Source organism: Paenibacillus sp. Y301, from assembly GCF_059445505.1.
In genome coordinates this window covers 531,433-554,033 of record NZ_JCAIUL010000002.1, presented here as the reverse complement: position 1 = coordinate 554,033, position 22,601 = coordinate 531,433, and the positions used below count along the sequence as shown (strand labels likewise).

General features: G+C 40.3%; 24 protein-coding genes and 2 tRNA genes. 7 read left to right on the top strand and 19 right to left on the bottom strand.

Features of this window, described 5'->3' with window-relative positions:
- Positions 1-3 precede the first annotated feature (3 nt).
- From clpX to AC1D69_RS06075, 4 genes are all read right to left on the bottom strand, one after another.
- A complete protein-coding gene (gene clpX / locus AC1D69_RS06090; protein ID WP_495455240.1) occupies positions 4-1,278 on the bottom strand; it encodes an ATP-dependent protease ATP-binding subunit ClpX in 1,275 nt (424 codons plus the stop codon).
- A gap of 11 nt (positions 1,279-1,289) precedes the next feature.
- Positions 1,290-1,880: an ATP-dependent Clp endopeptidase proteolytic subunit ClpP gene (clpP, locus tag AC1D69_RS06085; protein ID WP_495455239.1), complete on the bottom strand. Its 591-nt coding sequence runs from the start codon at positions 1,878-1,880 to the stop codon at positions 1,290-1,292.
- 246 nt (positions 1,881-2,126) lie between these two features.
- Positions 2,127-3,458: a trigger factor gene (gene tig, locus AC1D69_RS06080; protein WP_495455238.1), complete on the bottom strand. Its 1,332-nt coding sequence runs from the start codon at positions 3,456-3,458 to the stop codon at positions 2,127-2,129.
- A 163-nt stretch (positions 3,459-3,621) separates the two neighbouring features.
- Positions 3,622-4,497 (bottom strand): hypothetical protein, encoded by an 876-nt coding sequence (locus AC1D69_RS06075; protein WP_495455237.1) that lies wholly within the window; start codon positions 4,495-4,497, stop codon positions 3,622-3,624.
- Between the two features lie 217 nt (positions 4,498-4,714).
- On the opposite strand from AC1D69_RS06075, the gene AC1D69_RS06070 reads away from it, so the two are divergent.
- Positions 4,715-4,788, top strand: a tRNA-Arg gene (locus AC1D69_RS06070).
- A gap of 379 nt (positions 4,789-5,167) precedes the next feature.
- Here AC1D69_RS06070 and AC1D69_RS06065 read toward each other — a convergent pair.
- The 6 genes from AC1D69_RS06065 to AC1D69_RS06040 form a co-directional block, all read right to left on the bottom strand.
- The gene (locus tag AC1D69_RS06065; protein WP_495455236.1) at positions 5,168-5,371 is read right to left on the bottom strand and encodes a sporulation protein Cse60; all 204 of its coding nucleotides are present in this window, start codon (positions 5,369-5,371) and stop codon (positions 5,168-5,170) included.
- A gap of 32 nt (positions 5,372-5,403) precedes the next feature.
- Entirely contained in the window at positions 5,404-5,853 is a 450-nt protein-coding gene (locus AC1D69_RS06060) for a GreA/GreB family elongation factor (RefSeq protein WP_495455235.1), read from the bottom strand.
- Positions 5,854-6,029: 176 nt separating this feature from the next.
- Positions 6,030-6,797: a VOC family protein gene (locus AC1D69_RS06055; protein ID WP_495455234.1), complete on the bottom strand. Its 768-nt coding sequence runs from the start codon at positions 6,795-6,797 to the stop codon at positions 6,030-6,032.
- Positions 6,794-7,606, bottom strand: a complete 813-nt coding sequence (locus AC1D69_RS06050) for a pyrroline-5-carboxylate reductase family protein (protein ID WP_495455233.1) — start codon at positions 7,604-7,606, stop codon at positions 6,794-6,796. The genes AC1D69_RS06055 and AC1D69_RS06050 overlap by 4 nt, the downstream gene beginning before the upstream one ends.
- Positions 7,607-7,618: 12 nt before the next feature.
- A complete protein-coding gene (locus tag AC1D69_RS06045; RefSeq protein WP_495455232.1) occupies positions 7,619-8,446 on the bottom strand; it encodes a MetQ/NlpA family ABC transporter substrate-binding protein in 828 nt (275 codons plus the stop codon).
- Positions 8,446-9,477: a uroporphyrinogen decarboxylase family protein gene (locus AC1D69_RS06040; RefSeq protein WP_495455231.1), complete on the bottom strand. Its 1,032-nt coding sequence runs from the start codon at positions 9,475-9,477 to the stop codon at positions 8,446-8,448. The genes AC1D69_RS06045 and AC1D69_RS06040 overlap by 1 nt, the downstream gene beginning before the upstream one ends.
- A gap of 293 nt (positions 9,478-9,770) precedes the next feature.
- Here AC1D69_RS06040 and AC1D69_RS06035 point away from each other — a divergent pair, with 293 nt between their 5' ends.
- Genes AC1D69_RS06035 through AC1D69_RS06025 form a run of 3 tightly spaced genes read left to right on the top strand, consistent with a single transcriptional unit; the run spans position 9,771 to position 12,651 of the window.
- A complete protein-coding gene (locus AC1D69_RS06035) occupies positions 9,771-10,928 on the top strand; it encodes an amidohydrolase (RefSeq protein ID WP_495455230.1) in 1,158 nt (385 codons plus the stop codon).
- 44 nt (positions 10,929-10,972) lie between these two features.
- Complete coding sequence (locus AC1D69_RS06030; protein WP_495455310.1) at positions 10,973-11,995, top strand: methionine ABC transporter ATP-binding protein; 1,023 nt, start codon at positions 10,973-10,975, stop codon at positions 11,993-11,995.
- The gene (locus tag AC1D69_RS06025) at positions 11,992-12,651 is read left to right on the top strand and encodes a methionine ABC transporter permease (RefSeq protein ID WP_495455229.1); all 660 of its coding nucleotides are present in this window, start codon (positions 11,992-11,994) and stop codon (positions 12,649-12,651) included. Before AC1D69_RS06030 ends, AC1D69_RS06025 begins: the two co-directional genes overlap by 4 nt.
- Positions 12,652-12,748: 97 nt before the next feature.
- Here the strand turns inward: AC1D69_RS06025 and AC1D69_RS06020 are convergent, their stop codons facing one another.
- The 4 genes from AC1D69_RS06020 to AC1D69_RS06005 all read right to left on the bottom strand — a co-directional run bounded on the left by AC1D69_RS06020 (position 12,749) and on the right by AC1D69_RS06005 (position 14,153).
- A complete protein-coding gene (locus tag AC1D69_RS06020) occupies positions 12,749-13,165 on the bottom strand; it encodes a DUF1259 domain-containing protein (RefSeq protein WP_495455228.1) in 417 nt (138 codons plus the stop codon).
- A gap of 205 nt (positions 13,166-13,370) precedes the next feature.
- Positions 13,371-13,444: transfer RNA gene (locus tag AC1D69_RS06015), tRNA-Arg, on the bottom strand.
- A gap of 172 nt (positions 13,445-13,616) precedes the next feature.
- Positions 13,617-13,748 (bottom strand): hypothetical protein, encoded by a 132-nt coding sequence (locus AC1D69_RS06010; RefSeq protein ID WP_495455227.1) that lies wholly within the window; start codon positions 13,746-13,748, stop codon positions 13,617-13,619.
- Between the two features lie 75 nt (positions 13,749-13,823).
- Positions 13,824-14,153, bottom strand: coding sequence for a hypothetical protein (locus AC1D69_RS06005; protein ID WP_495455226.1), 330 nt, complete (start codon positions 14,151-14,153; stop codon positions 13,824-13,826).
- Between the two features lie 157 nt (positions 14,154-14,310).
- On the opposite strand from AC1D69_RS06005, the gene asnB reads away from it, so the two are divergent.
- Positions 14,311-16,155: an asparagine synthase (glutamine-hydrolyzing) gene (gene asnB / locus AC1D69_RS06000; protein ID WP_495455225.1), complete on the top strand. Its 1,845-nt coding sequence runs from the start codon at positions 14,311-14,313 to the stop codon at positions 16,153-16,155.
- A 79-nt stretch (positions 16,156-16,234) separates the two neighbouring features.
- On the opposite strand, the gene AC1D69_RS05995 is transcribed toward asnB, so the two are convergent.
- The 3 genes from AC1D69_RS05995 to AC1D69_RS05985 form a co-directional block, all read right to left on the bottom strand.
- Positions 16,235-16,858: an XTP/dITP diphosphatase gene (locus AC1D69_RS05995; RefSeq protein WP_495455224.1), complete on the bottom strand. Its 624-nt coding sequence runs from the start codon at positions 16,856-16,858 to the stop codon at positions 16,235-16,237.
- A gap of 1 nt (position 16,859) precedes the next feature.
- On the bottom strand, positions 16,860-17,621 hold the full coding sequence (gene rph / locus AC1D69_RS05990; protein WP_495455309.1) for a ribonuclease PH: 762 nt from the start codon (positions 17,619-17,621) through the stop codon (positions 16,860-16,862).
- A 93-nt stretch (positions 17,622-17,714) separates the two neighbouring features.
- Positions 17,715-18,791, bottom strand: a complete 1,077-nt coding sequence (locus AC1D69_RS05985) for a GerMN domain-containing protein (protein WP_495455308.1) — start codon at positions 18,789-18,791, stop codon at positions 17,715-17,717.
- Positions 18,792-18,925: 134 nt separating this feature from the next.
- Here AC1D69_RS05985 and AC1D69_RS05980 point away from each other — a divergent pair, with 134 nt between their 5' ends.
- Positions 18,926-19,501, top strand: a complete 576-nt coding sequence (locus tag AC1D69_RS05980) for a phosphatidylglycerophosphatase A family protein (RefSeq protein ID WP_495455223.1) — start codon at positions 18,926-18,928, stop codon at positions 19,499-19,501.
- Between the two features lie 132 nt (positions 19,502-19,633).
- On the opposite strand, the gene AC1D69_RS05975 is transcribed toward AC1D69_RS05980, so the two are convergent.
- A complete protein-coding gene (locus AC1D69_RS05975; RefSeq protein ID WP_495455222.1) occupies positions 19,634-20,572 on the bottom strand; it encodes an MBL fold metallo-hydrolase in 939 nt (312 codons plus the stop codon).
- Positions 20,573-20,960: 388 nt separating this feature from the next.
- Between AC1D69_RS05975 and AC1D69_RS05970 the strand changes: the two genes are divergently transcribed.
- Complete coding sequence (locus tag AC1D69_RS05970) at positions 20,961-21,779, top strand: TerC family protein (protein WP_495455221.1); 819 nt, start codon at positions 20,961-20,963, stop codon at positions 21,777-21,779.
- Positions 21,780-21,867: 88 nt separating this feature from the next.
- On the opposite strand, the gene AC1D69_RS05965 is transcribed toward AC1D69_RS05970, so the two are convergent.
- The gene (locus AC1D69_RS05965) at positions 21,868-22,566 is read right to left on the bottom strand and encodes an ABC transporter permease (protein ID WP_495455220.1); all 699 of its coding nucleotides are present in this window, start codon (positions 22,564-22,566) and stop codon (positions 21,868-21,870) included.
- Positions 22,567-22,601 lie beyond the last annotated feature (35 nt).

Genomic DNA, 22,601 nt, shown 5'->3' with positions numbered 1-22,601 from the left:
CCTTTAGGCGCTTTCTTCCTGCTTCTTACTATCATTACCGTTTCCTTCTTTGTCAGCATGTAGTTCAGGAATGATCTTATCTTGAACTACCTTTTCAGTAATGACACATTTCTTGATATCATCACGAGATGGAACTTCATACATCACATCAAGCATGATGCCTTCGATAATGGCTCTCAAACCACGAGCACCTGTATTACGCTTAATAGCTTCCTTAGCTATAGCTACCAAAGCTTGTGGTTCAAATTCTAGATCTACATTATCCATTTCTAGAAGTTTCTCATATTGTTTAGTCAGAGCATTCTTCGGTTCAGATAGAATGCGAACGAGCGTATTCTCATCCAAAGGCTCCAAACTTGAAATAACAGGTAAACGACCTACAAATTCCGGAATTAGACCGAATTTCAAAAGATCTTCAGGAAGAACCATCGATAAATATTCTCCTTGTTTCAGATCCTTCTGAGCATCTCCACCTGAACTAAAGCCGATGACTTTCTTACCAATCCGACGTTTAATTAGCTGTTCTAATCCATCAAATGCACCACCGCAAATGAACAATACGTTTGTAGTATCAATCTGGATGAATTCTTGATGAGGATGCTTACGTCCGCCTTGTGGTGGTACAGAAGCAACTGTTCCTTCAAGAATTTTTAGAAGGGCTTGCTGTACTCCCTCACCTGATACATCACGAGTAATCGATGGGTTCTCTGATTTACGAGCCACTTTATCGATTTCATCGATATAAATAATGCCTCGTTCTGCTTTCTCTACATCATAATCTGCAGCTTGGATAAGCTTAAGTAGAATATTCTCAACATCTTCACCTACATAGCCTGCTTCTGTTAAAGAAGTAGCGTCTGCAATAGCGAATGGAACGTTTAGAACTTTCGCCATCGTTTGTGCAAGTAATGTTTTACCAGATCCCGTAGGACCTAATAAAAGAATATTACTCTTTGTTATTTCTACATCGTCAATCTTACTTTGTGTGTTAATCCGTTTGTAATGGTTATACACAGCAACAGACAACGACTTCTTCGCTTGATCCTGTCCAATAACATATTGATCAAGAATATCGCAAATATCTTTTGGTTTCGGAATATCTTTCAAGTCCACTTCTTCCTCGTGGCCCAATTCTTCCTCTACAATCTCTGTACATAACTCGATACACTCGTCACATATATAAACACCGGGACCAGCCACTAATTTACGTACTTGCTCCTGGGTTTTACCACAGAAAGAACATTTTAATTGCCCTTTCTCATCATTAAATTTAAACATATTACCACCCCTTAAGATTTAATCGGTGAAGAGAGAACCTGGTCAATAAGTCCGTAAGACACCGACTCTTCGGCGCTCATGAAGAAATCACGATCCGTGTCCCGTTCGATTTTTTCGAGGGGCTGACCTGTACGTTCAACATATATTTGATTGAGCTTTTGTCTCGTTTTAATAATCCAATCGGTGTGGATCAGAATATCTGACGCTTGCCCTTGAACTCCACCCAAAGGCTGGTGAATCATCACTTCACTATTGGTCAAAGCATATCTCTTGCCTTTTGCCCCAGCAGTTAGTAGTAAAGAACCCATACTCGCAGCCATTCCCACACAAATCGTGGATACATCCGGCTTAATGAATTGCATTGTATCGTATATACCCATTCCCGCTGTAACAGAACCACCTGGTGAGTTAATGTACAAGCTTATGTCTTTCTCAGGGTCTTCAGCCGCAAGGAATAATAACTGTGCTATGACGAGATTGGCAACATCATCATCAATGGCATTACTTAGAAAAATAATGCGATCCTTAAGCAATCTGGAGTAAATATCTGAAGATCTTTCTCCCCGATTGGTTTGTTCTACAACCATAGGTACTAGACTCATTTGTCCAACCTCTTTTCCATTTAAAGATAGAGTTTATTGCTTTCAACAGTATTTTACCATGTTAGAAGCACGATGTCATTTTTTCAACTTTAATATTGAAATTCCTTTTTCAAAAAAAATATGTATTTGTAAAAACATCCAATCATGATATGTTTTATCCATAATTTGGATGCTATAAGTTGAAAATAAGGCACGTAAAAAAATACGTGCCTTATCATCTGTATGGCAGCCTAGGCAGCAGCCTTCTTATTTATCTTCTTCAGTTGATTCTTCTACAACTTCTACAGCAGCAACTTCTTTGCTGTTAGTTAGCAAGAAATCAATTGTTTTACGTAGTGAAATTTCTTCACGTAGGCTATTCAATGAACCATTAGCTTCTAGAACACTACGAAGTTCTTCTGCAGAACGTTTGTAGGAATCAGCCAATGTGTTCAATTCATTCGTAACGTCTTCTTCTGTAACTTCAATGTTCTCTGCTTTAGAAACAGCTTCAAGAACCAAGTTGTTACGAACACGTTTCTCAGCATCGCTTGACATTTGTTCTTGTAGATCTTCAGTAGTCTGACCTGAGAAGCTTAAGAACATTTCAAGGTTCATACCTTGTGCACGAAGACGATTATCGAAATCACGCATCATATTTTGAACTTCGCTAGCGATCATTGCTTGAGGAATTTCAACTTCTGCTAATTCAGAAACCTTATCCACTACAAGACCTTCTTTAACACCTTTTGCTTCTTGATTTTTACGAACCTCAAGTTGTTTGTTCAAGTCTTCTTTGTACTCAGCCAATGTTTCGAATTCACTAACATCTTTAGCAAACTCATCATCCAATGCAGGAAGTTGTTTGCGTTTGATTTCATGAATTTTCACTTTGAAGATAGCTTGTTTACCAGCTAAGTCTTCTGCATGGTAAGTATCTGGGAATGTTACTTCAACGTCTTTAAGATCGCCTGTAGCCAATCCTACAACTTGCTCTTCAAATCCAGGAATAAATGTGTTACTTCCTAGTTCCAATGAATAATGTTCTGCTTGTCCGCCTTCGAAAGGAACACCATCTACAGATCCGTCAAAGTCAAGAATCGTGATATCGCCATTCTCAGCTACACCCTCTTCAATAACAACTAGTTCTGCATGACGATCTTGTAAACGAGTCAATTCTTCATTTAATTCTTCTTCAGTAACTTCAACCTTTTGTGTTGGTACTTCTACACCAGTGTATTGACCAAGTGTCACTTCAGGTTTTACAATTACTTTTGCTTTGAATTTAAAAGTCTGACCTTTTGCAAATTGATCGATATCAATTTCCGGACGATCTACAGGGAAAATATCTGTTTCGTCAACAGCCTCTGTGTAAACTTCTGGAAGCAAGATATCAATAGCATCTTGATACAAACTTTCAACACCGTAACGTGATTCAAAAATAGAACGTGGAACTTTACCTTTACGGAATCCAGGTACATTTGCCTTCTTAGATACTTTAGTAAAAGCTTTATCAAGTGCCTCGGTTACACGCTCTGCTTCTACTTCTACTTCAAGAACCCCAAGGTTCTTCTCTATTTTTTCCCAGGTTGCTTTCATTTTATGCTTTCCCCTCCAAAAATATTTCACATGATTTATCATTATCTACATAATTTCACGCACAGAACAACCATTTTAGTATAAACAACATTGAATTCTTTTTCAAGAGCAGGGGTACCTCAAGATACTAAATAACTATGGCAATTTTATTACTTGTTATTACTTAATCTGCTACACCATCTGAAATAAATTGTCTCAGAGTCCGATACACCTGTTCAAATTGAAAACGAATATTTTCTGTAATCCCATACACAGCACGTGTTTCTTCTTCATTTCTGTCCCCTGTCAGACTTTCCGATACAATCTGATGAAGTGCTGCTGCCCAAATATCCAAATCTAAATCTTCATCTACTATTAATAAAGATTGATAAATACTTGTTCCATATATAGCTTTAATAAACTGTATCCATAACTCTTGTGCAAAATAATAAAGCGTAGGTTCCTGAACTTCCGTATGTTGTGCAACCCGATCTACAATGTGCTGAACGGCAATCGGAAAGTCGCTATCTTTCAGTGGAACATTGTCAATCTCAACTTCAACTTGTTCCTGACCGCGCATAAAAGTAACGTACCCCAGCATACCTCGCTTATGAAGCGTCTGTAGGACACGATACTGTAATAGTGGATGCATCTCTGTATTCTGCAACCATTTCGTCAGAGCCTCATCGATTAGATCACCATTCAAATAAGAAAGCTGTTCTAAGGCCAACATGGTTTGTTCTGACAAAGGTTCATGCATGATGGTGTGAAGTAATTTATTAGCATACTCAGCGTCTTCAGCAAGCTTACCTTGAACTCGAAGACGAGTTAGATCTTCTTCATCGAAATCATTATCTTTATCCATAGGAGAATGTTCATTATCTTCTCCCGTTATATATTGTGGGAACGCCGTTTCTAACCATTCAAGTAACGCCTGCCATTCGTCCACGTGTCGTTCTTCCTGCCCTTGGCATTGAAGCAGAAACCGAAGTAGATCCATTGCTTCTCCATATCGTTCACTTTCCAGCATGACTGTAAGTTGAATCTGGTAGTAATCCAAAGTCTTCGGAAAAAGTACAAGATTGTCTTTAGCTGGCGTGTTGGTGGTGTCGTTTATAATTGCCCCTCCTCTCTTTCATTTTTCCGTTAATTCAAATTATATCACACCTGTTCCAAGAAAAAAAAACGCCGTTCACTCATCAGAGGAATTTTTTTTCATAAATATATCTTGCTATTATGTGTTGCCCATGATATATTATTAATTGTTCGTTTTTCGCGTCTCAGTAGCTCAGCTGGATAGAGCAACGCCCTTCTAAGGCGTCGGTCGGGGGTTCGAATCCCTCCTGGGACATATAGTAAGAGGATCTCCAATATGGAGATCCTTTTTTTGTGTCCGGAGGGTGAGAATCCCCAATGGGGGGGGCGTCGGAGCATAATCATCGTTAGCATGCACTTCGCAGTCTCGACCATAGGGAGAGTATCCCTCCTGGACATACACAACAAGGGGTTCTTTTCTACGAAAGCAGAAAAGAACCCCTTGTTGTGTACTAACTTCTTAGGTTGTCATCTATTGAAAGATAGCATTAACAATCAAGTAAATGGTGGTTGACACAATGAACACCGTCGAGACGGAAGACAAAGTTAAAAAAAACACTTTATACTTCTGTTCTTGTGCACTCTCAACATTGGAAATTCTCATAAAGCTCCTTTCATTACCAGTTAAAGCTACCTTATTCCTGATCTGCTTTATTATCCGTTCTGTACACGACTAGGATGGTGCTTCTTTGGCGTTCTGTTTTAGATATACTGGACTTAACGACCGATTCATAACAGATGTTAATCACTTGTTCTTCTTTTAAACCCGCTAAAAATTGATTCGCCTTATTCTCAGCATAAGAATTATCTGAATCCACGAACTCTTTCACTTGGATCATATTAAACTCTCCTTTGTTGGTTTTGCAACCTATTATTTCTCTGTATCGCCATAATTCATAAATTTAATATCCTTGATTCTTACTTTCATGGTACCAGAGGGTACGATAAATTCATATGAGTTATCTATTTTCGTCATTAATAGCTGCAATCCAATCGGTGACAGAAATGAAATCCAATTCTTACTCGGATCCGTCATGTGCGGAAACACAACCGTGTACTGATCTTCATAACCATCTTCTTCGTAACAAAGAGTTACTTGACTCCCAATGAGCACCATGGAGTTTAATAACTCTTGGCTGCCTTTAGGAATGATACTCTCAAGTGATGTTGTATACATTGAAAGGACTTGATCCATTCTAATCCGTTCTTTCAGATCGTGGGGTATATATCTTTTAAGGAAAGATTGCTTCTCTTCATCAAAGAATACAAGCTGATTCACCAACTGGGTATTAGAACCCTGATGAATAGTACTATGGTTCATAGTAGATTTCCCCCCCTGTCAGTTGCTTCTTCCTTTCTGATCCATGATAGCGCTTCATCATAATAATCCCTCCATAAACATATAGACCTCGTGTAAGGAGGCCTCCATTGTATCTTATCAAATATTTACTTTTATTCCAATGAAAAAGAACACCTACGAATCATTAAATTTACCCATTAGTGAAACACATACTCTCCTTGCCCAATATGAATCGTTTTACCTCTCAATTCAGGAGATTCCGTACTAAAAACCAATTGGCTTAATTGTTCTGTATTTCCCTGCTGAAATAGAAATGTCTTATCTCCAATGCCAAGTGTCACAGAATGGGCCTCAGACGAAATACGAGTGAGGTTAAATACCTTGCTCCAATGTGCCGCAACAATAGAAGGCTCAGACACCGTAAAGACTGCCATTTCGATTGTAACTTCCCCTACAGGATGAGGCTGAATTACTCCCGTTTCAGTTAGCTTGGTCAAGCGTTCGTCATCTGTTCCTATCCACTGAATAATAAATGGGTATACCAATCCATGAAAGTCACCATGAATAGTCATCATGCGCCATTCAATCCATTGTCCCTGTGCGTTCATTCGTCTACCATCTATAATCGGAGACAAATCTAAACCCTGTAATCTTAATGATTCAGCCGTTTGGTCGATGTCATCTGTGCGAATAGCCACTCGACTTAGACTTTCATGGTCAGGTAAATTCGTTAGAGAATCCTTGACGATGAGGTTTGAAGTGTCCGCCTTCGTTGCTAATTCACGGTCTTCAATTCCTAGAAACTCAATATAAGTCAAATCAAAATAGCTTAGTGCATTATAGGTACCCCATTGTTTATGTGAACCACCATGAAAAGCCCTCAATCCATGATTCTCAAATGTACGAATAGCATCGCTCAAATCATTCACATAATGCACGGTATGATCCCATTGTAATTGTGTCATTCATGAACCGCTCCTAACTCTGTTGTTCGTTTAACAGCTGCTAGAACACTTCGTTGAAGTCCTGCTGCAAAGTCACTGTTATTCAATTCGTAAAGTGCATGCATCCCTACTCCACCAGGTGAATTATTAATATCCAGTAATTGACGAGGATGTAGCTGAGTGTGTCTTAACATCTCTACCGAACCGGCAACATTCTCGAGAGCAACTTGCCAAGCTTGCTCTCGAGGCAGACCAGCCAGTACCCCTGCATCCGTTAATGATTCAATGAAATAATAAACATAGTTAGGACCCGCAACGCCATAACCTGTAAAAATATCAATCAAGGATTCACTCAAGTATTGTACTTTTCCAAATCCATTCAAAAAGGCACCCACCTGAATCTTACTTGCATAATCATTTAATGCTGCTCCGCTATAACCCAGCCCTGTATCCGTTAGTGTATTAGGGATCACTCGAATGATCGAACGTTCCCCACCCATATAACTAGCAAGTTTATTTAGAGTTACTCCCGCAACAATCGAACATACTGCACTTTCCTTGGAAGAATATTGTTGAATAAGACGGCCTACACCAGCCAAATCATCCTGAGGTCTAACAGCAATTACGATAAGGTTCGCCTTCGCAAGAGCGCTCTCTTGAGCATCCGATGTTTGAACACCATAGGTTTCACTTAGGAATCGGAGACGTTCTTCATGGATATCGCTCACGCTAATGTGGTCTGCTGCTATCGCTTGGTTCTTAATCATTGCGCGGATGATAGCCTCAGCCATTTGACCTCCACCCACAAAATGAATATATTCCATAGTCATTTCAGTCACTCCTTAGTTATTCTCCCATGCCTCTGGTAAAATAAATCCATCATATTTCTCTTGGGAATCAATATATTCTTCAAATTCCTTGGACTCATAGGCTGCTTTCAGATCCTTAGCCCATTGTGTATTCTCATTCGCCTTATTAATAGATACAATAATCCGATGTTCTAATGGCGTATTCTCAATTTTAAGTGCTTCTGTAATTTTTCTGTTCGCATTAGCAATGTAGTTCCCGTTCACAACACCATAATCCACATCTTGTAGAGATACTAAGATCTGCGCTGGATCTAATACTTTAATATCGATAGCGAACTTATCGGATTCCACACTATTTAAATTAAAATCCGTTGTCCCAGCATCCGCCTTTACTTTAACCCATCCTAGGTCTTCCATAATTCGAACAGCACGCTCTTGGTTAACAGGATCATTCGGTACAGCCACTGTAGTTCCGTCCTTAACATCATCTAATGTCGTGTGATTTACGGAGTAAAGGCCTTGTGGTGCTCCCGGTACGTAAGCGATATTAATCATATCCGCCTTGATCTCTGCATTAATTCCTTCCATATAAGCGGTACTTTGAAAGATACTAGCGTCAATAGATCCTTCCTTCATAGCTGGATTAACCTGCATATTTTGTGAGAACGTTTTGATATCTACCTTGTACCCCTCTTTCTCTAGAATAGGTAGAATTCCTTTTCGAAATTGTTCCTCGTATGTACCTACGCCAAATCCAACCTTAATTTCTTTCTTCTCTTGCCCAGCTGTATCTTTATTTTCACACGCTCCAAGGATCAATACCATTCCTACTAATGAAGCTAATACTAATTTTTTCATCATCATACGTTCCCCTTTTCAAATATAGAATCATGTAGCTGTTGTAATGCCTCATCCGTCACATTAACAGGGATAGAACAATTAGGTGCTAGTATAAAAGGTTGATTAGCCATAATTCTTAAGGCTTCATGAGCTTGAGCGCGAATACTCTCTATATCATTTGAGGCGAATAAGCTGTGGTCAACACCACCCACTTTCGTAGGTCTAAGTTTCCCATCCAGATACATATTACCAGCCGCTTGTGTATCCCAGCTTATTCCTTCAATTGGATAGTCATTAAAACGTTCAGGATGCGAGTACGCACCACATGTGTGTAAAATACGCCTTCCATAATGCGCTGCATCTAGAACGATAGAATCATAGGGTCTAGAGAACTCGTTGAAATCCGCTTCATGTAATAAGTCAGGATGAGCCGTCCCCGTAGTTGCATAGAAAACACCATCTATTCCACAGCTCCCTAATTCCTGCACATAATCTGCTAGAGTCATCGAGATGGCATGTAATGCATGATGCACACCTGCTCTGTTCTCTGTTATTAAGGATGTAAGATTGATCTTATTATCACTACCATAGATGGTCTCTGAGACATAAGCAGACTGTCCGATCAAGAATAGTAATATGGTCAGTGGTGAAAAGATCGTCTGTATAAGCGGCGTATCTGGAAGCCCCTGTCTAATCAGCTTAGCGGCCTCTAATTGTTCTATTAAAGGAGCAGATTGGGTAGCTCGTGTCACTTCGATATTCCATACATCACGAGCTGTTTCTATGGCTGCTCTCGTTTGCTTAGGAAACACTGACCTATAGTCATGTAAATCGTATGTATTACCCCATACTTCTGCATAGTAGGTTGCTCGTGGATTTATTTTGACCCAGTCCCAATCGAATTTCTTCGTATAGGCTATCGTAGCTTCTGCAAGATCACTTGCATTGTGCTCTTTATCCAGAATGTGACGCCATCCACTTACAATGGGTCGATCTGCAAGTTCACCTGATAGTAGAGCTTCAAAACGTTCCTTCTTGTTCCATTCACCCATTTATTGTTCCCCCCAGCATTGGATTTGCTTCCTTAATTCCGACTTAATCAATTGGATTAATTAATTGGATGATACCACGGTGTAAAATATATCGTCAATATTTAAAAATATGACTTATAATTCACAGCATAGTTGATTTAGTTCTTTTCATAATCTTAGGAAACGATATTGACAAAAGTTCTATTGTAGAGGTAACATAACCATCAAAATATAAAGCATATCGGATAACTCAGAATTGTAATATAATTATAGTTAATGAGTTTATCTAACCATATAGAAATGAGGGTCATCCCATGACTAATGTACCTTATATAGAATCGGATCAAGCATTATCCCAACGTTTAATTGAAGTTCGACGTAATCTCCATCAAGAACCTGAATTATCCAATGAAGAATTCAAGACGACTGTAAAAATTCGCGAATGGCTAGCAGAAGCTGATATTCGTATACTCGATGTTCCCCTAGCAACCGGGGTTATCGCAGAAATTGGTACTGGCGAGGAACCGATTATCGCAATCCGTTGTGATATAGATGCGTTACCAATCAAAGAACAAACAAACTTACCCTTTGCTTCAGGAGTAGATGGAAAAATGCATGCTTGCGGTCATGATTTCCATACGGCATCCATCTTAGGAGCAGCTTATCTATTGAAATCCCGTGAATCAGAGTTAAAAGGGACGGTTCGCGTCTTATTTCAACCTGCTGAAGAAACAGGTCACGGTGCCACTTCCGTGTTAAATTCAGGCGGTCTTGATCGTGTATCTGCTATCTTTGGTCTTCATAACAATCCTGACTTACCCGTTGGAACATTTGGCACCCGAACAGGGGCATTAACAGCAGGGGTTGATCGGTTTGAAATCAGCATTAAAGGTAAAGGAGCCCATGCTGCATTCCCAGAGAATGGTGTAGATAGCATCGTAACAGCATCGCAAATTATACTTGCCTTGCAGACGATCTCTAGTCGAATCACAAGTGCCACGGAACCTGTAGTTGTCAGTGTGACAAGAATAAGTGGTGGTAATACGTGGAATGTCTTACCCGAAGTCGTTGAATTAGAAGGTACCGTCAGAACCTATGATGAAGATATACGTCGCATCATTCCAGAGAAAATAAAACAGATTATTCAAGGAACAGCTGCTGCTGCTGGAGCAGAAGCTGAATTACATTGGTACCCAGGTCCCCCTGCTACCATTAACGATGGGGAATGGGCAGACTTCAGTAAAGAAATTGCAGCCCTTGCCGGGTATAAAGTACTCGATTTATCACCTCAAATGAGTGGTGAAGATTTCTCTTTCTACCTACAGAAAATTCCGGGAGTATTCGTAAATATCGGAAGTAATGGCGCTTATGGACTCCATCATCCTCAATTCGACGTAGATGAAGATGCTATATTACCAGCTTCACACTATTTCGCATTACTGGCAGAATCCGCATTAAAGAAGCTTACCTAACGTAATACTGTACCTTATTTCAACGAGAAGCGAGTTGAATGGATATGATCGAGATCAAGGACGTGTATAAGACATACGAACGTAAAGGAATTCTTAATGAAGCGCTAAAGGGGATTAACTTAAAGGTAAACAAAGGGGATATTTTCGGCGTCATCGGGTATAGTGGTGCTGGAAAAAGTACATTGATCCGTCTCGTAAACTATTTAGAGAGGCCCACTGAGGGGCAAGTATTCGTAGAAGGTCAGGATTTGGAGGAATTCAACCCTTATCAATTACGCGTAATGAAGAAACAGATTGGCATGATCTTTCAACATTTCAATCTACTTGAGTCAAAGACTGTCTTTAACAATGTGGCTACCCCTCTTATTTTATCAAAGAAGAGTAAGAAAGAAATACAAGAAAGAGTGACCGAATTACTCGCATTTGTAGGCTTAGAGGACAAAGCCAAGAGTTATCCTAGTGAATTGTCGGGTGGACAGAAACAGCGGGTAGGTATTGCACGAGCCCTCGCCTCCAATCCTTCTATTCTATTATGTGATGAGGCGACGTCAGCCTTGGATCCACAGACCACACGATCTATTTTGCAATTACTGAAAAAGATCAACGCCGAATATAACATTACAATTATGATTATTACGCATGAAATGGCCGTTATACAAGAAATTTGTAATCGTGTAGCCGTGATGGAAGCAGGGGAGATTATTGAACAAGGGTCTGTATTAGAGGTCTTCGGACATCCTACACATCCAACCACTCAGAATTTCGTTAGAACTGTTATCCATGATAGCATTCCAAATAGTGTCCAAAGGTCCTTGAAAGATGAAGCTGGACAACGCCTTTTTAAACTAGAGTTCATTGGTCAAGCAGCCTCTAACCCTATTATGAATACCCTGATTCGACAATATGATCTACATGTGAATATTCTGTTTGCTAATATGACAGAAATTCAGGACACGACATTGGGCAGTATGATTATTCAGATGCAAGGGGATCATTCTATCGTAAATGAAGCAGTCCACTTCTTAAAAAAACGTGATGTATTGATTGAGGAGGTCTTCGGAGTATGATATCGACATCGATTACTTTAGAACAATTTATACAATCCATTTCTGAAACCATTTATATGGTGGGCATCTCATTACTCATCGGAGCTCTGATTGGAATCCCGTTAGGCATATTGCTTGTTGTCACAAGATCTGGTGGAGTCCTTCAGAACAAGGCATTATATGCGATTCTAAATCCAATAATCAATATTGTCCGTTCACTCCCATTTATTATATTGTTAGTGGCCATCATCCCTTTCACCCGTTTCATAGTTCAGACATCCATTGGAACAAATGCAGCCATAATACCTTTGATCATTTATATCGCTCCGTACATAGGAAGACTAGTAGAAAATTCATTACTTGAAGTCAACCCTGGTATTCTAGAAGCAGCGGATTCTATGGGAGCTACACCGTTTCAGGTGATCTGGCATTTCCTTTTACCAGAAGCGTTCTCTTCCTTAATCTTAACGCTTACTACAGCTACCATCGGATTAATTGGAGCTACTGCCATGGCAGGAACAGTTGGTGGTGGTGGAGTAGGTGATATGGCGATCGTCTACGGCTACCAACGTTTTGACACTGTCGTTATGGTGCTTACCGTCGTTGTGTTAATCGTATTCGTTCAAGGCATACAATCCCTGGGGAATTGGTTAGCGCGTAAAGTAAGACGCAACTAACATGACATGACAAGGATTAAACCTTACGCAAGTTTAAAAAAGTAATCATAAAAACAAACAATCACCCATTATTCTAAGGGTGATTGTTTGTTTTTATCTATCCCAAGAAAGCAATAGACTGTTTTGTTTTTCTTGCAAATGCTACTGGTTCATCGATGGCCTGCCAATGAACATACATGATTCTAGGATTTTCTTTTAACCAGTGATTATGAAGAGCTGTTACTGTAATCCCTTGGCTCTGAAGATTACGAATTAATCGATTGGCTTGGCTTTGAAGAAGCCCAGTTTCACCTAAACAGAGCGCACGACCCGATGAATCTAAGGATTCAAAGGAAAAGAGTTGATGACTAACCAACGGTGAGTGCGTACGTCTTCCCTCGATTGTCGCATTAATTCTTCTTGACCGATTGACGAAACATACAGGACCTGGAGTAATTTCATGTGCACCACCTAGAATTGATGCAAATTGGTTACATAGTCTTTGAAATCTCGGACTTACTTTTACTTTATCCATAATATACCTCCTATCATTTGATAGTAGTATTCTATGGTTGATAGAGTTGTAGTGATTGTACTTCAATCCCTTTAGCATCAAGTTAGGGTTCTCACCATCAGGGCATAAAAAACCAGCCCCTTCTATACTAATAATAAAAGGTTGGTTTTATCTTTAAATCAGTCTGGACGCAAAAAAGGATCTCCTAAAGGAGATCCTTTTTTTATGTCCCAGGAGGGATTCGAACCCCCGACCGACGCCTTAGAAGGGCGTTGCTCTATCCAGCTGAGCTACTGAGACATGAACATAATGGTTTGCACCTTGGTTTATAGAATAATGACATATGTATGTAAGAAGTTGAATTTGTCATAACTCTTTTAAGAGGGTGCGTTATTTATTATAACGCATCCTCACAATTTATCAATACCCAAACCAGAGTTAATTATTTACAAATTCAATTAAGCGTCTTATTTTACCTGTTACCACGACGCCAATCTATTCTGTCATCGGTATGTTTGACTGGATGTTTGGCAATAACCTCTTCAGCGAATTCATTATTATGAGTATACTTATTACCTTTATTTTTCTTGAATTTCTCCGCCATCGAATATCACCTCCTGTCTATAGTATGGTAATACCGAAGATTGAATATGAGTTATATAATTTGGATGGTATGCTCTTATCCGTCATATGAATGTAGAAATGCATTCACGCCTGATTCCTTCATCTGTTTACGAGTATCCATCGAACCCCACTCATAAATTCGCTGATACACATCATCTAGTGCATTCTGATAGGTCATATTTACAACAAGCTCGGGCGTATCTGGCCAAGGAAATGTGAACCCTAAAAAAGCATCTTCTTCCTTATCTTTTACTAATTCCATTAATCGTCTGATTTCTTGAGCTTGTTCCTCTGTCGCTTCGATCTCCCATTCATAAGTCGTTGCACCCCTGTCCATTAGAACCGATCTTCCATGTACGGATACATAATACTTACGTTTATCCACGACATCTTTTCCCCCTTTTTCGACGCTGTAATCATGAGACTCACCTATAGTTTTCCTTAAAGGACAGACATTTTATCCCTTCCTTCGGCATATTCTATATGACTTTGGTAAAAGAAAGGGCAGATATGGACAACCGACAAAGAGAGGATGAACCGTCATGTGCGGAATAACCGGATTTATACAATGGAGCGGTGATTTAACACAGGATTCACAATTGCTCGTCCAAATGACTGACAGTCTAGCTCAACGTGGGCCTGATGCTTCTGGAACTTGGATCTCCAATCCTTGTGCATTCGGACATCGACGACTAAGTGTCATTGACCCAGAGAACGGTGCACAACCCATGATTGTACATCAGGATGATGATGTGTACGCCATTGTATATAACGGAGAACTATATAATGCGGCAGAACTTACAAAAGAATTACGCCAACGTGGATATCAATTCCGTACGCGTTGCGATACAGAAGTATTATTAGTGTCTTATATTGAATGGGGACCCGATTGTGTGGATCGTTTCAATGGTATCTTTGCTTTTGCCATCTGGGATAGTGTTCGCCAACAAGTCTTTTTTGCGCGTGATCGCGTAGGAGTAAAACCACTTTTCTATAGTCATATCGACGAAACACTTATATTCGGTTCGGAACCTAAGGCTCTTCTTCAGCATCCAAAAGTGGAACCCGTTGTGGGACCTGAAGGATTAGCAGAAATCTTTGTTATTGGGCCGGCACGTACGCCAGGGCATGGTGTATACCGCAACGTTCATGAACTTCGTCCAGGAAACGCCATGATTTTTAACCGTAATGGTCTACGTACTTACCCTTACTGGAAGCTCGAGAGTCATGTACATGAAGATGATGAGAACACTACCGCACGCAAGCTAAAGGAAATTCTTCAGGATACACTTGAACGCCAATTAATATCTGATGTTCCCGTATGCACGCTGTTATCCGGTGGTCTAGATTCCAGTGCGTTAACTGCATTAGCTGTAGATTTCTATCAACGCTCAGGGCAAGAACAAATGCACACCTATTCCGTTGATTATGTGGATAATGATAAACACTTCAAATCCCATTCATTCCAACCCGGAGCCGATGCTCCTTGGATCAAACGCATGGTCGAAGAGCTTGGGACTACTCACCACTACATTGAAATTGATACTCCCGAACTCATTGGTGCGTTAGAAGCTTCTACTAGGGCTCGCGATTTACCTGGAATGACTGATGTGGATTCATCTCTGTATTTATTCTGCCAAGAGATCAAGAAGGAAGCTACTGTTGCAGTCTCTGGTGAAGCTGCGGATGAGATCTTTGGGGGATATCCATGGTTTCACCGGGAAGACATGTTAAATTCAGGAACGTTCCCTTGGGCTGTTGCATCAGATATGAGGGCTAGCCTGCTATCCCCTGAAATACGCAATTGGATCTCTCCTCTCGAATACCTAGGTGACAAATATTCAGAAGCCGTGAATGAAGTCCCTAAACTATATGGAGAAACCGGTAAACAAGCTCAAATGCGCGTCATGTCTTATCTTAATATTACACGCTTCATGCCTACCCTCCTTGATCGTAAGGATCGAATGAGTATGGGTGTCGGCTTGGAAGTCCGCGTTCCTTATTGTGACCATCGATTAATACAATATGTATGGAATATTCCTTGGGACATCAAGATGGCAGGTAATCGTGAAAAGGGCATCCTTCGTAAGTCTTTAGAAGGGGTACTCCCGAATGATGTTCTTTATCGTAAAAAAAGCCCTTATCCTAAAACACATAACCCTGATTTCCTTGCAGCTGTAAAACAGCAACTACTAACCATATTAGATGACCCTACATCACCACTTCTACCCCTCATTGATGTCGCTAAAATTCGGGAAATCGCCTCATCTCCAGATGCATCTTCTAATCTACCGTGGTTCGGTCAATTAATGTCAGGTCCCCAATTATTTGCCTACTTAGCGCAAATTGATTATTGGCTCCGCACATATCATGTATCCATTCGCTAAAATAAGTATAAGAAGAGGCTACCCTAGAACGCTAGGCAGCCTCTTCTTATTCTTTATTAACGCACATTGAAATGTACATTTATCCCTTTAATTTAGCTATTAATTCCCGCAATGCTACACCACGATGACTTATAGACTGTTTCTCTTCTATGGATAACTCAGCCATTGTCTTATCATATTCTGAGAGGTAGAACAGTGGATCATAGCCAAACCCACCAGCACCTGCAACATCTGTCGTAATCCAGCCTGATACAGAACCAGAAGTCTCAATATGTTCTCCTGAGGCTGGATTATATAGCACTAACGAACAGATGAATCTTGCTGGGCTTAATAAGGTTTGTTCCGTATCTTCACCCAGTTTCAACTGGCATAATTCATGTAATAATTTCTCGTTGTTCTGCTGATCCGTTGCATGTTCACCGGAATAACGTGCAGAGTATACACCCGGTTGTCCATTTAATGCCTCTACAGACAGCCCTGAATCATCTGCGAGTACTGGAAGCCCCAGCGTATCTCCAACCGTCTTTGCTTTCTTAAGAGCATTCTCAGCAAACGTAAGTCCGTCTTCAACCACATCAGGAAGTTCAGCATAATCAAACATACTCTTCACTTGCTTACCCAATTGTGCAAAAGCATGCTCAAATTCTTTCACTTTCCCTTTGTTCTTAGTCGCAACAATGATAATATCCTGATCTAGCTTCATGTTAGACTCCTTTTGCCGCTAATCCAGAGCCGATCAGAAGTGATATTGGACCAAGAATTTCTTTTTGGCGTGAAATAATTTCTTTAATTCCCTCTTCCCCAATCTGAAGCAATTGATTCAGCTCTTCACGGGAGAATGGACTTTCTTCACCTGTTCCTTGCAATTCAACGAATTGTCCTTTTCCTGTCATGACCAAGTTCATATCCACTTTAGCCTTAGAGTCTTCTTCATAATTCAGATCCAATAATGTCTGGCCACCTACAACACCAACACTAACGGAAGCCAAATAATCTGTAATTGGAAATACAGGAAGCTTGTGCTGTTGAGCAATCTTATTCACAGCAATACATAGAGCTACAAAAGAACCTGTAATGGAAGTAGTTCGCGTACCCCCATCTGCTTGAATCACATCGCAATCCAGTGTAATCGTACGCTCACCCAAAGCCTGTAGATTCACTACAGAGCGGAGCGCTCTTCCGATTAGACGCTGAATTTCCATCGTCCGACCAGTAAGCTTACCACGATTGGCTTCCCGTTGATTTCGGGAATGAGTTGCTCTTGGCAACATGGAATATTCCGCTGTTACCCATCCTTTTCCTTGTCCTTTTAGGAATGAAGGTACTTTCTCATCCACCGTTGCTGTGCAAAGGATCTTGGTGTCTCCCATTTCTATATATACAGAACCTTCTGCATATTTATTTACATTTGTCGTTATATTCATTGTCCGAAGTTGATCGTTATTCCGTCCGTTTGATCTCACAATTATCTGCCCCCTACATCATTAGCGTCCCTATTTTGCAAACCTTATTTTATCAAAGTGTAGGAATAAAAGCACCTTTTGAAGGAGGAACCTCTTTTAGATTGGTATTTGGTTAATATACTTCGGTCTTGATACAGGCTCACTATATACTTGATTATCTTCACCTACAACTTTAGATTCCCCATTAAGCTGTATTTTCACCTTGTTATTAACCGTATTCTCAGTAACCGTTAATACAACAGATTGTAGGAACTGAGAAGGAACCTTCTCCCCTTTAAGAAACATATCTTCCTTGAGAGAAACCGTAACCGTTCCGTCTTCCGCTGTCTTCACAGACTCTAGAGACGTGTCCGACGTCATTACCTGTTCCAGCCCCCCTCTTAGTTGAGGACCTTGAATGAGCTCATCGAGCGCTGCTTGCAATGTATTCTGTCCGGGTGCGACCAACCTTGTTACCGGTACATAATATTGTATTCCATCTGGTGATTCTGAGGAGAAATACACCGTTACCGAGCTAGAATTGGTATAGGTTGCCCCATCCCCTTTTTCCAGATTAATTCCCATACTTCGTCCGAGTGATTGAACAAGCGGCGTATGATTGAGAGGCATTTCCGTTATTTTTTCCCCCTCTACCCAAAATTGAACCTGGTTGATGTTGGCATCACCCGTAAGTGTCCAAGTTACCGCCTCTAACATCTTTCGTTCATTCTGGGCATCATATTGGGTAAACGATTTGTTGAATTCCACCACTGCAAGTTTCTTTTCCTTCTCAATCGTGACTGTCTTCACCTCTGTACCTTTAGGTAATACTGCTGTGAACCCCTTTGGTAGGTATGCTGCATAAGGTCCATCTTGGACCATAGCTTCGAGTGATTGACGGAGTAGCATATTATCTTTGTTCTCTTGTGGTGGCAACCCTAGAGATACTGGAGCCAACAATCCATATTGATCTGTTAAATATATGGTAGATGTTGGTGCCATAGCTGGAGCTATACCCTGTGGGGATGGTGTAACGACACCATTTACAGCTTGTAACATTTCGGCTTCCACTTGAGCTGGTGGTGGATCAATATCCATCGATTGTTTAGTAAATCCTCCGCATCCAGATAATATAATGGGAACAGCCAACAGTCCAGCAGCGGAGATGCTGCGTATTTTATTTTTTGACATAATCTATGAGCCTCCCTAACGTATTTTATACAGTTTGTACTAGTATATATACGAGCCCTTTTCTAAAAAATAACTATTATTTTGCCATTAGGGTCAGAAAGTGAAATTTATTAAAACCAAAGAATGAGGTGTAAGGGATGAAAGATGAACGTAATCCGTATAGTCTAAATAGTAAAGCTGTATCTGAAGCCACTTTTAAATTGCTTGATCAACGAGGTGTCCAGATTGATGACATTGCTGAACTCGTGATGTTACTTCAGAAAAAGTACTATCCTAACTTGACGATGGAGGAATGTGTCCACAATGTCGAGATGGTACTTAGTAAACGTGAAGTGCAGAATGCCGTCATAACGGGGATTGAGTTAGATATATTAGCAGAAGAGGGCAAATTACACTCTCCATTACAAGAAATGCTGCTCAATGACGAAGGACTTTATGGTGTGGATGAAATATTGGCATTCTCTATTGTCAATGTCTATGGCAGTATTGGATTCACGAATTATGGATATGTGGACAAGCTAAAGCCAGGTATTTTAGAAAGACTTAATGATAAAACCTCAGGAGAAGTTCATACTTTCCTCGATGATATCGTCGGTGCAGTCGCTGCTGCAGCCAGTAGTCGTATCGCACATAGAAAACAAGCAGAAAAAGAGGAGAATTTCGCTGAAGATGGCAAAGAATTCAACCCCTTGTCTGAAGAAGGGCTAGAATAAGTTGGTTTCTTTAAATTTGTTAAAAAAGCTACTCTAATTTATGGATACTTAGATCAAAAAAACCGTAGGCCAAGGTATTCAATCTTGGTCTACGGTTTTTCTATTCTCCTACTATTTTTTAACACTCATGAATTAATCAGTAGTAATAATGGCTTTGAAGAGAATGTCTCCCTCTGAGCTAGATGTCGATTGTGCTTCACCTCGACGAACTAATTCCTGCACATGTGCAAGAGCTTCACATAGGGCAAACCTCATTTGATGAAGGGTCAGTTTATTCCCAAATAGATGCGTACAAATCTCATACCCACTTCGTGGGTATTCAACTAGTAACTTCTCAACCTCCATTAATCGTTGTTCATGGTGTGTTTGTAAATGATCTATACGATGATGAAAGGTAGAGAATGGATTCCTATGCCCTGGAAAGGCCTGTTTCACCTCATATTGATTGAGTTTCTCTAAACTATTCATAAAGGTATACAACGGTTCAGGATCACTACCCGGAATAAGACTCACATTAGGTGAAATCTGGGGCAAGACTGCATCCCCACAGACGATAAGGCCATACTCTTGATTATATAAAGATAGATGCCCGGGCGCATGCCCCCCTGTTTCTATGACCAACCAAGGTAGACCACCCATTTCTAGGATGCTTCCACCGTTAACGATTGTAATATGTGGTGTAGGCGAAACTTGAGGGATGAAATCAAGGAGGTGCTGCTCCATTTGATCAGCCCATTCATCTGGCAATCCATGCTGTCGCAGCCATAACGTGAAATCCCTATGGATGACAGAATCTGAGGCCCACATTAGGAGCGACTCATCATGAGCTCTTTGAGACATGTATACCGGACAGTTACATTGTGATTGAAACCAACCCGCTAAACCATAGTGGTCTGGATGATGGTGTGTTACAAATACTTCACTTACATCCTCGAGTGAATAACCCAAACGTTCAAGTGCCTTCTTCCATTCTTCTTCGGTTTCATCATTGTGTGGCCCCGGATCGATAATGGTAACACCTGATGAATGATGTAACACATAACTATTGACCCAGCGTAATGGATAAGACATTGATATTTTAACTTGGTGAATTCCATAGTCCCAAGTGGTTATTTCAGGCATTTTCATTTTTATCATAACCTTTCTATTGACAATAACTCCGAAAAAATATATGATTCGGCTATATTATTCTAACATACAAGAAATTCTATATACCCGTAAAGGGGAGTAGCTGTATAAATAAAGTCGTCAATACGAGAGTAGTTTCTCCGGCTTTATTGGCAATTGTTATATACAATTGTTAGCGAGACCTTTACCAAATTGGGAATACCCTTGATTTTATTGAAGGGATTCACACTTTTGGTAAAGGTCTTTTTTAATGCTCATCGTTAAGGCACGTCAATTGACGTTTTTCTTATATATTTTGAAACATACTAAGGACACTAAGGGGGAGCGCAAAATGGATTTAGGATTAATATTAGAGTATGGTTGGGTTCTTCTCGTACTCGTAGGGTTGGAAGGACTTCTCGCCGCAGATAATGCGTTAGTAATGGCTATTATGGTAAAGCACTTACCTGATGAGCAGAGAAAAAAGGCGTTGTTTTATGGACTTGTAGGAGCATTCGTCCTCCGTTTCGGATCATTATTCATTATCTCATACCTAGTCGATATCTGGCAGGTGCAGGCTATTGGAGCTCTTTACTTATTGTTTATTGCTGCGAATAACATTATCAGGAAGTTTGTCAGCAAATCTAAAACGGATGAAGCTCTCGAAGGTTCTTCTGTTAAAGAAAAAAAGAAATCTGGATTCTGGATGACAGTAGTCAAAGTCGAAATCGCGGATATGGCCTTTGCAGTTGATTCTATTCTAGCTGCGGTGGCTCTTGCAGTAGCCTTACCTCCAAGTGGATTGGGACATATTGGCGGCTTAGATGCAGGTCAGTTCATTGTCGTATTTGCTGGAGGACTTATGGGACTAATCATTATGCGTTTCGCTGCATCTTACTTTGTTACGTTGCTACATTCCCGTCCGGGGCTGGAAGTTGCTGCATTCGCCATTGTCGGTTGGGTAGGAGTCAAGTTAGCCATTATCACCCTTGCTCATCCCGAATTGGGTGTTCTACCAGAAACATTTGCCCATAGCACAGCATGGAAAGCTACGTTCTACATTGTTCTCATATTAATTGCAGTCATTGGCTGGTTTACAAGTGGTGGTAAGAATGAAGATCAAGGCGATGAGCATCCTATTGCTGAAGCTGATAAACAACTAGGGAAGTAATTTTATTGAACTAAACAAAAAGGGACCAATTCCAAGGGTTACTACTAACCACTGGGAACGGTTCCTTTTTGATCATAACCTGTTGCACTTATGAATTCCGCCACTTCATGAATCTAGAATCTAGATAGTCTACCAACATAAATAGTACAAATCCGATCAGACTAAACAACATAATCCCCGCATACATCTCTGTATAATCCATCCTTAACCAAGCATCCATAATAAAATACCCCATTCCATGCTCTGTACCATAGATTTCTGTAAAGAAAAGAACAGATATGGCTGTACCTAATGAAATCCGAATCGTACTGAGTATTACGGACAAAGCGCCAGGTAACGTAACATGCCAGAATTTTTGCAATCGACTTGCGCCGATACTGGTCAATACATCGTATGTACTATCTGGGATCGCCTTCACACCATCGCGTACAGATATAATGATCTGAAAAAGTAATATCAACATAATCATCAAGATCTTGGATGTTTCACCCAGCCCGAAGAATAACATCACAACGGGTAATAAGGCGATTTTGGGAATGGGATAGGTTAGATAAACAATAGGATCTAATAACTTATTCCAAAGCCGGGAACGACCCATAAGCAAGCCAATCAGCATGCCAATCGTTAACGCTAATAATAGACCGGCACAAATACGAAATAGACTATAGCAAATATGAAGCCAAATCGATTTCTCGTCCAAATTTCCTATAGAGAAATATACCGCGAGCGGACTTGGAAGAATCGGATGGCTAATGAGCAGGTAGGCAATATACCACACCACATTCATTATAAAAAATACGAATAATAGCCTAACGATATGAA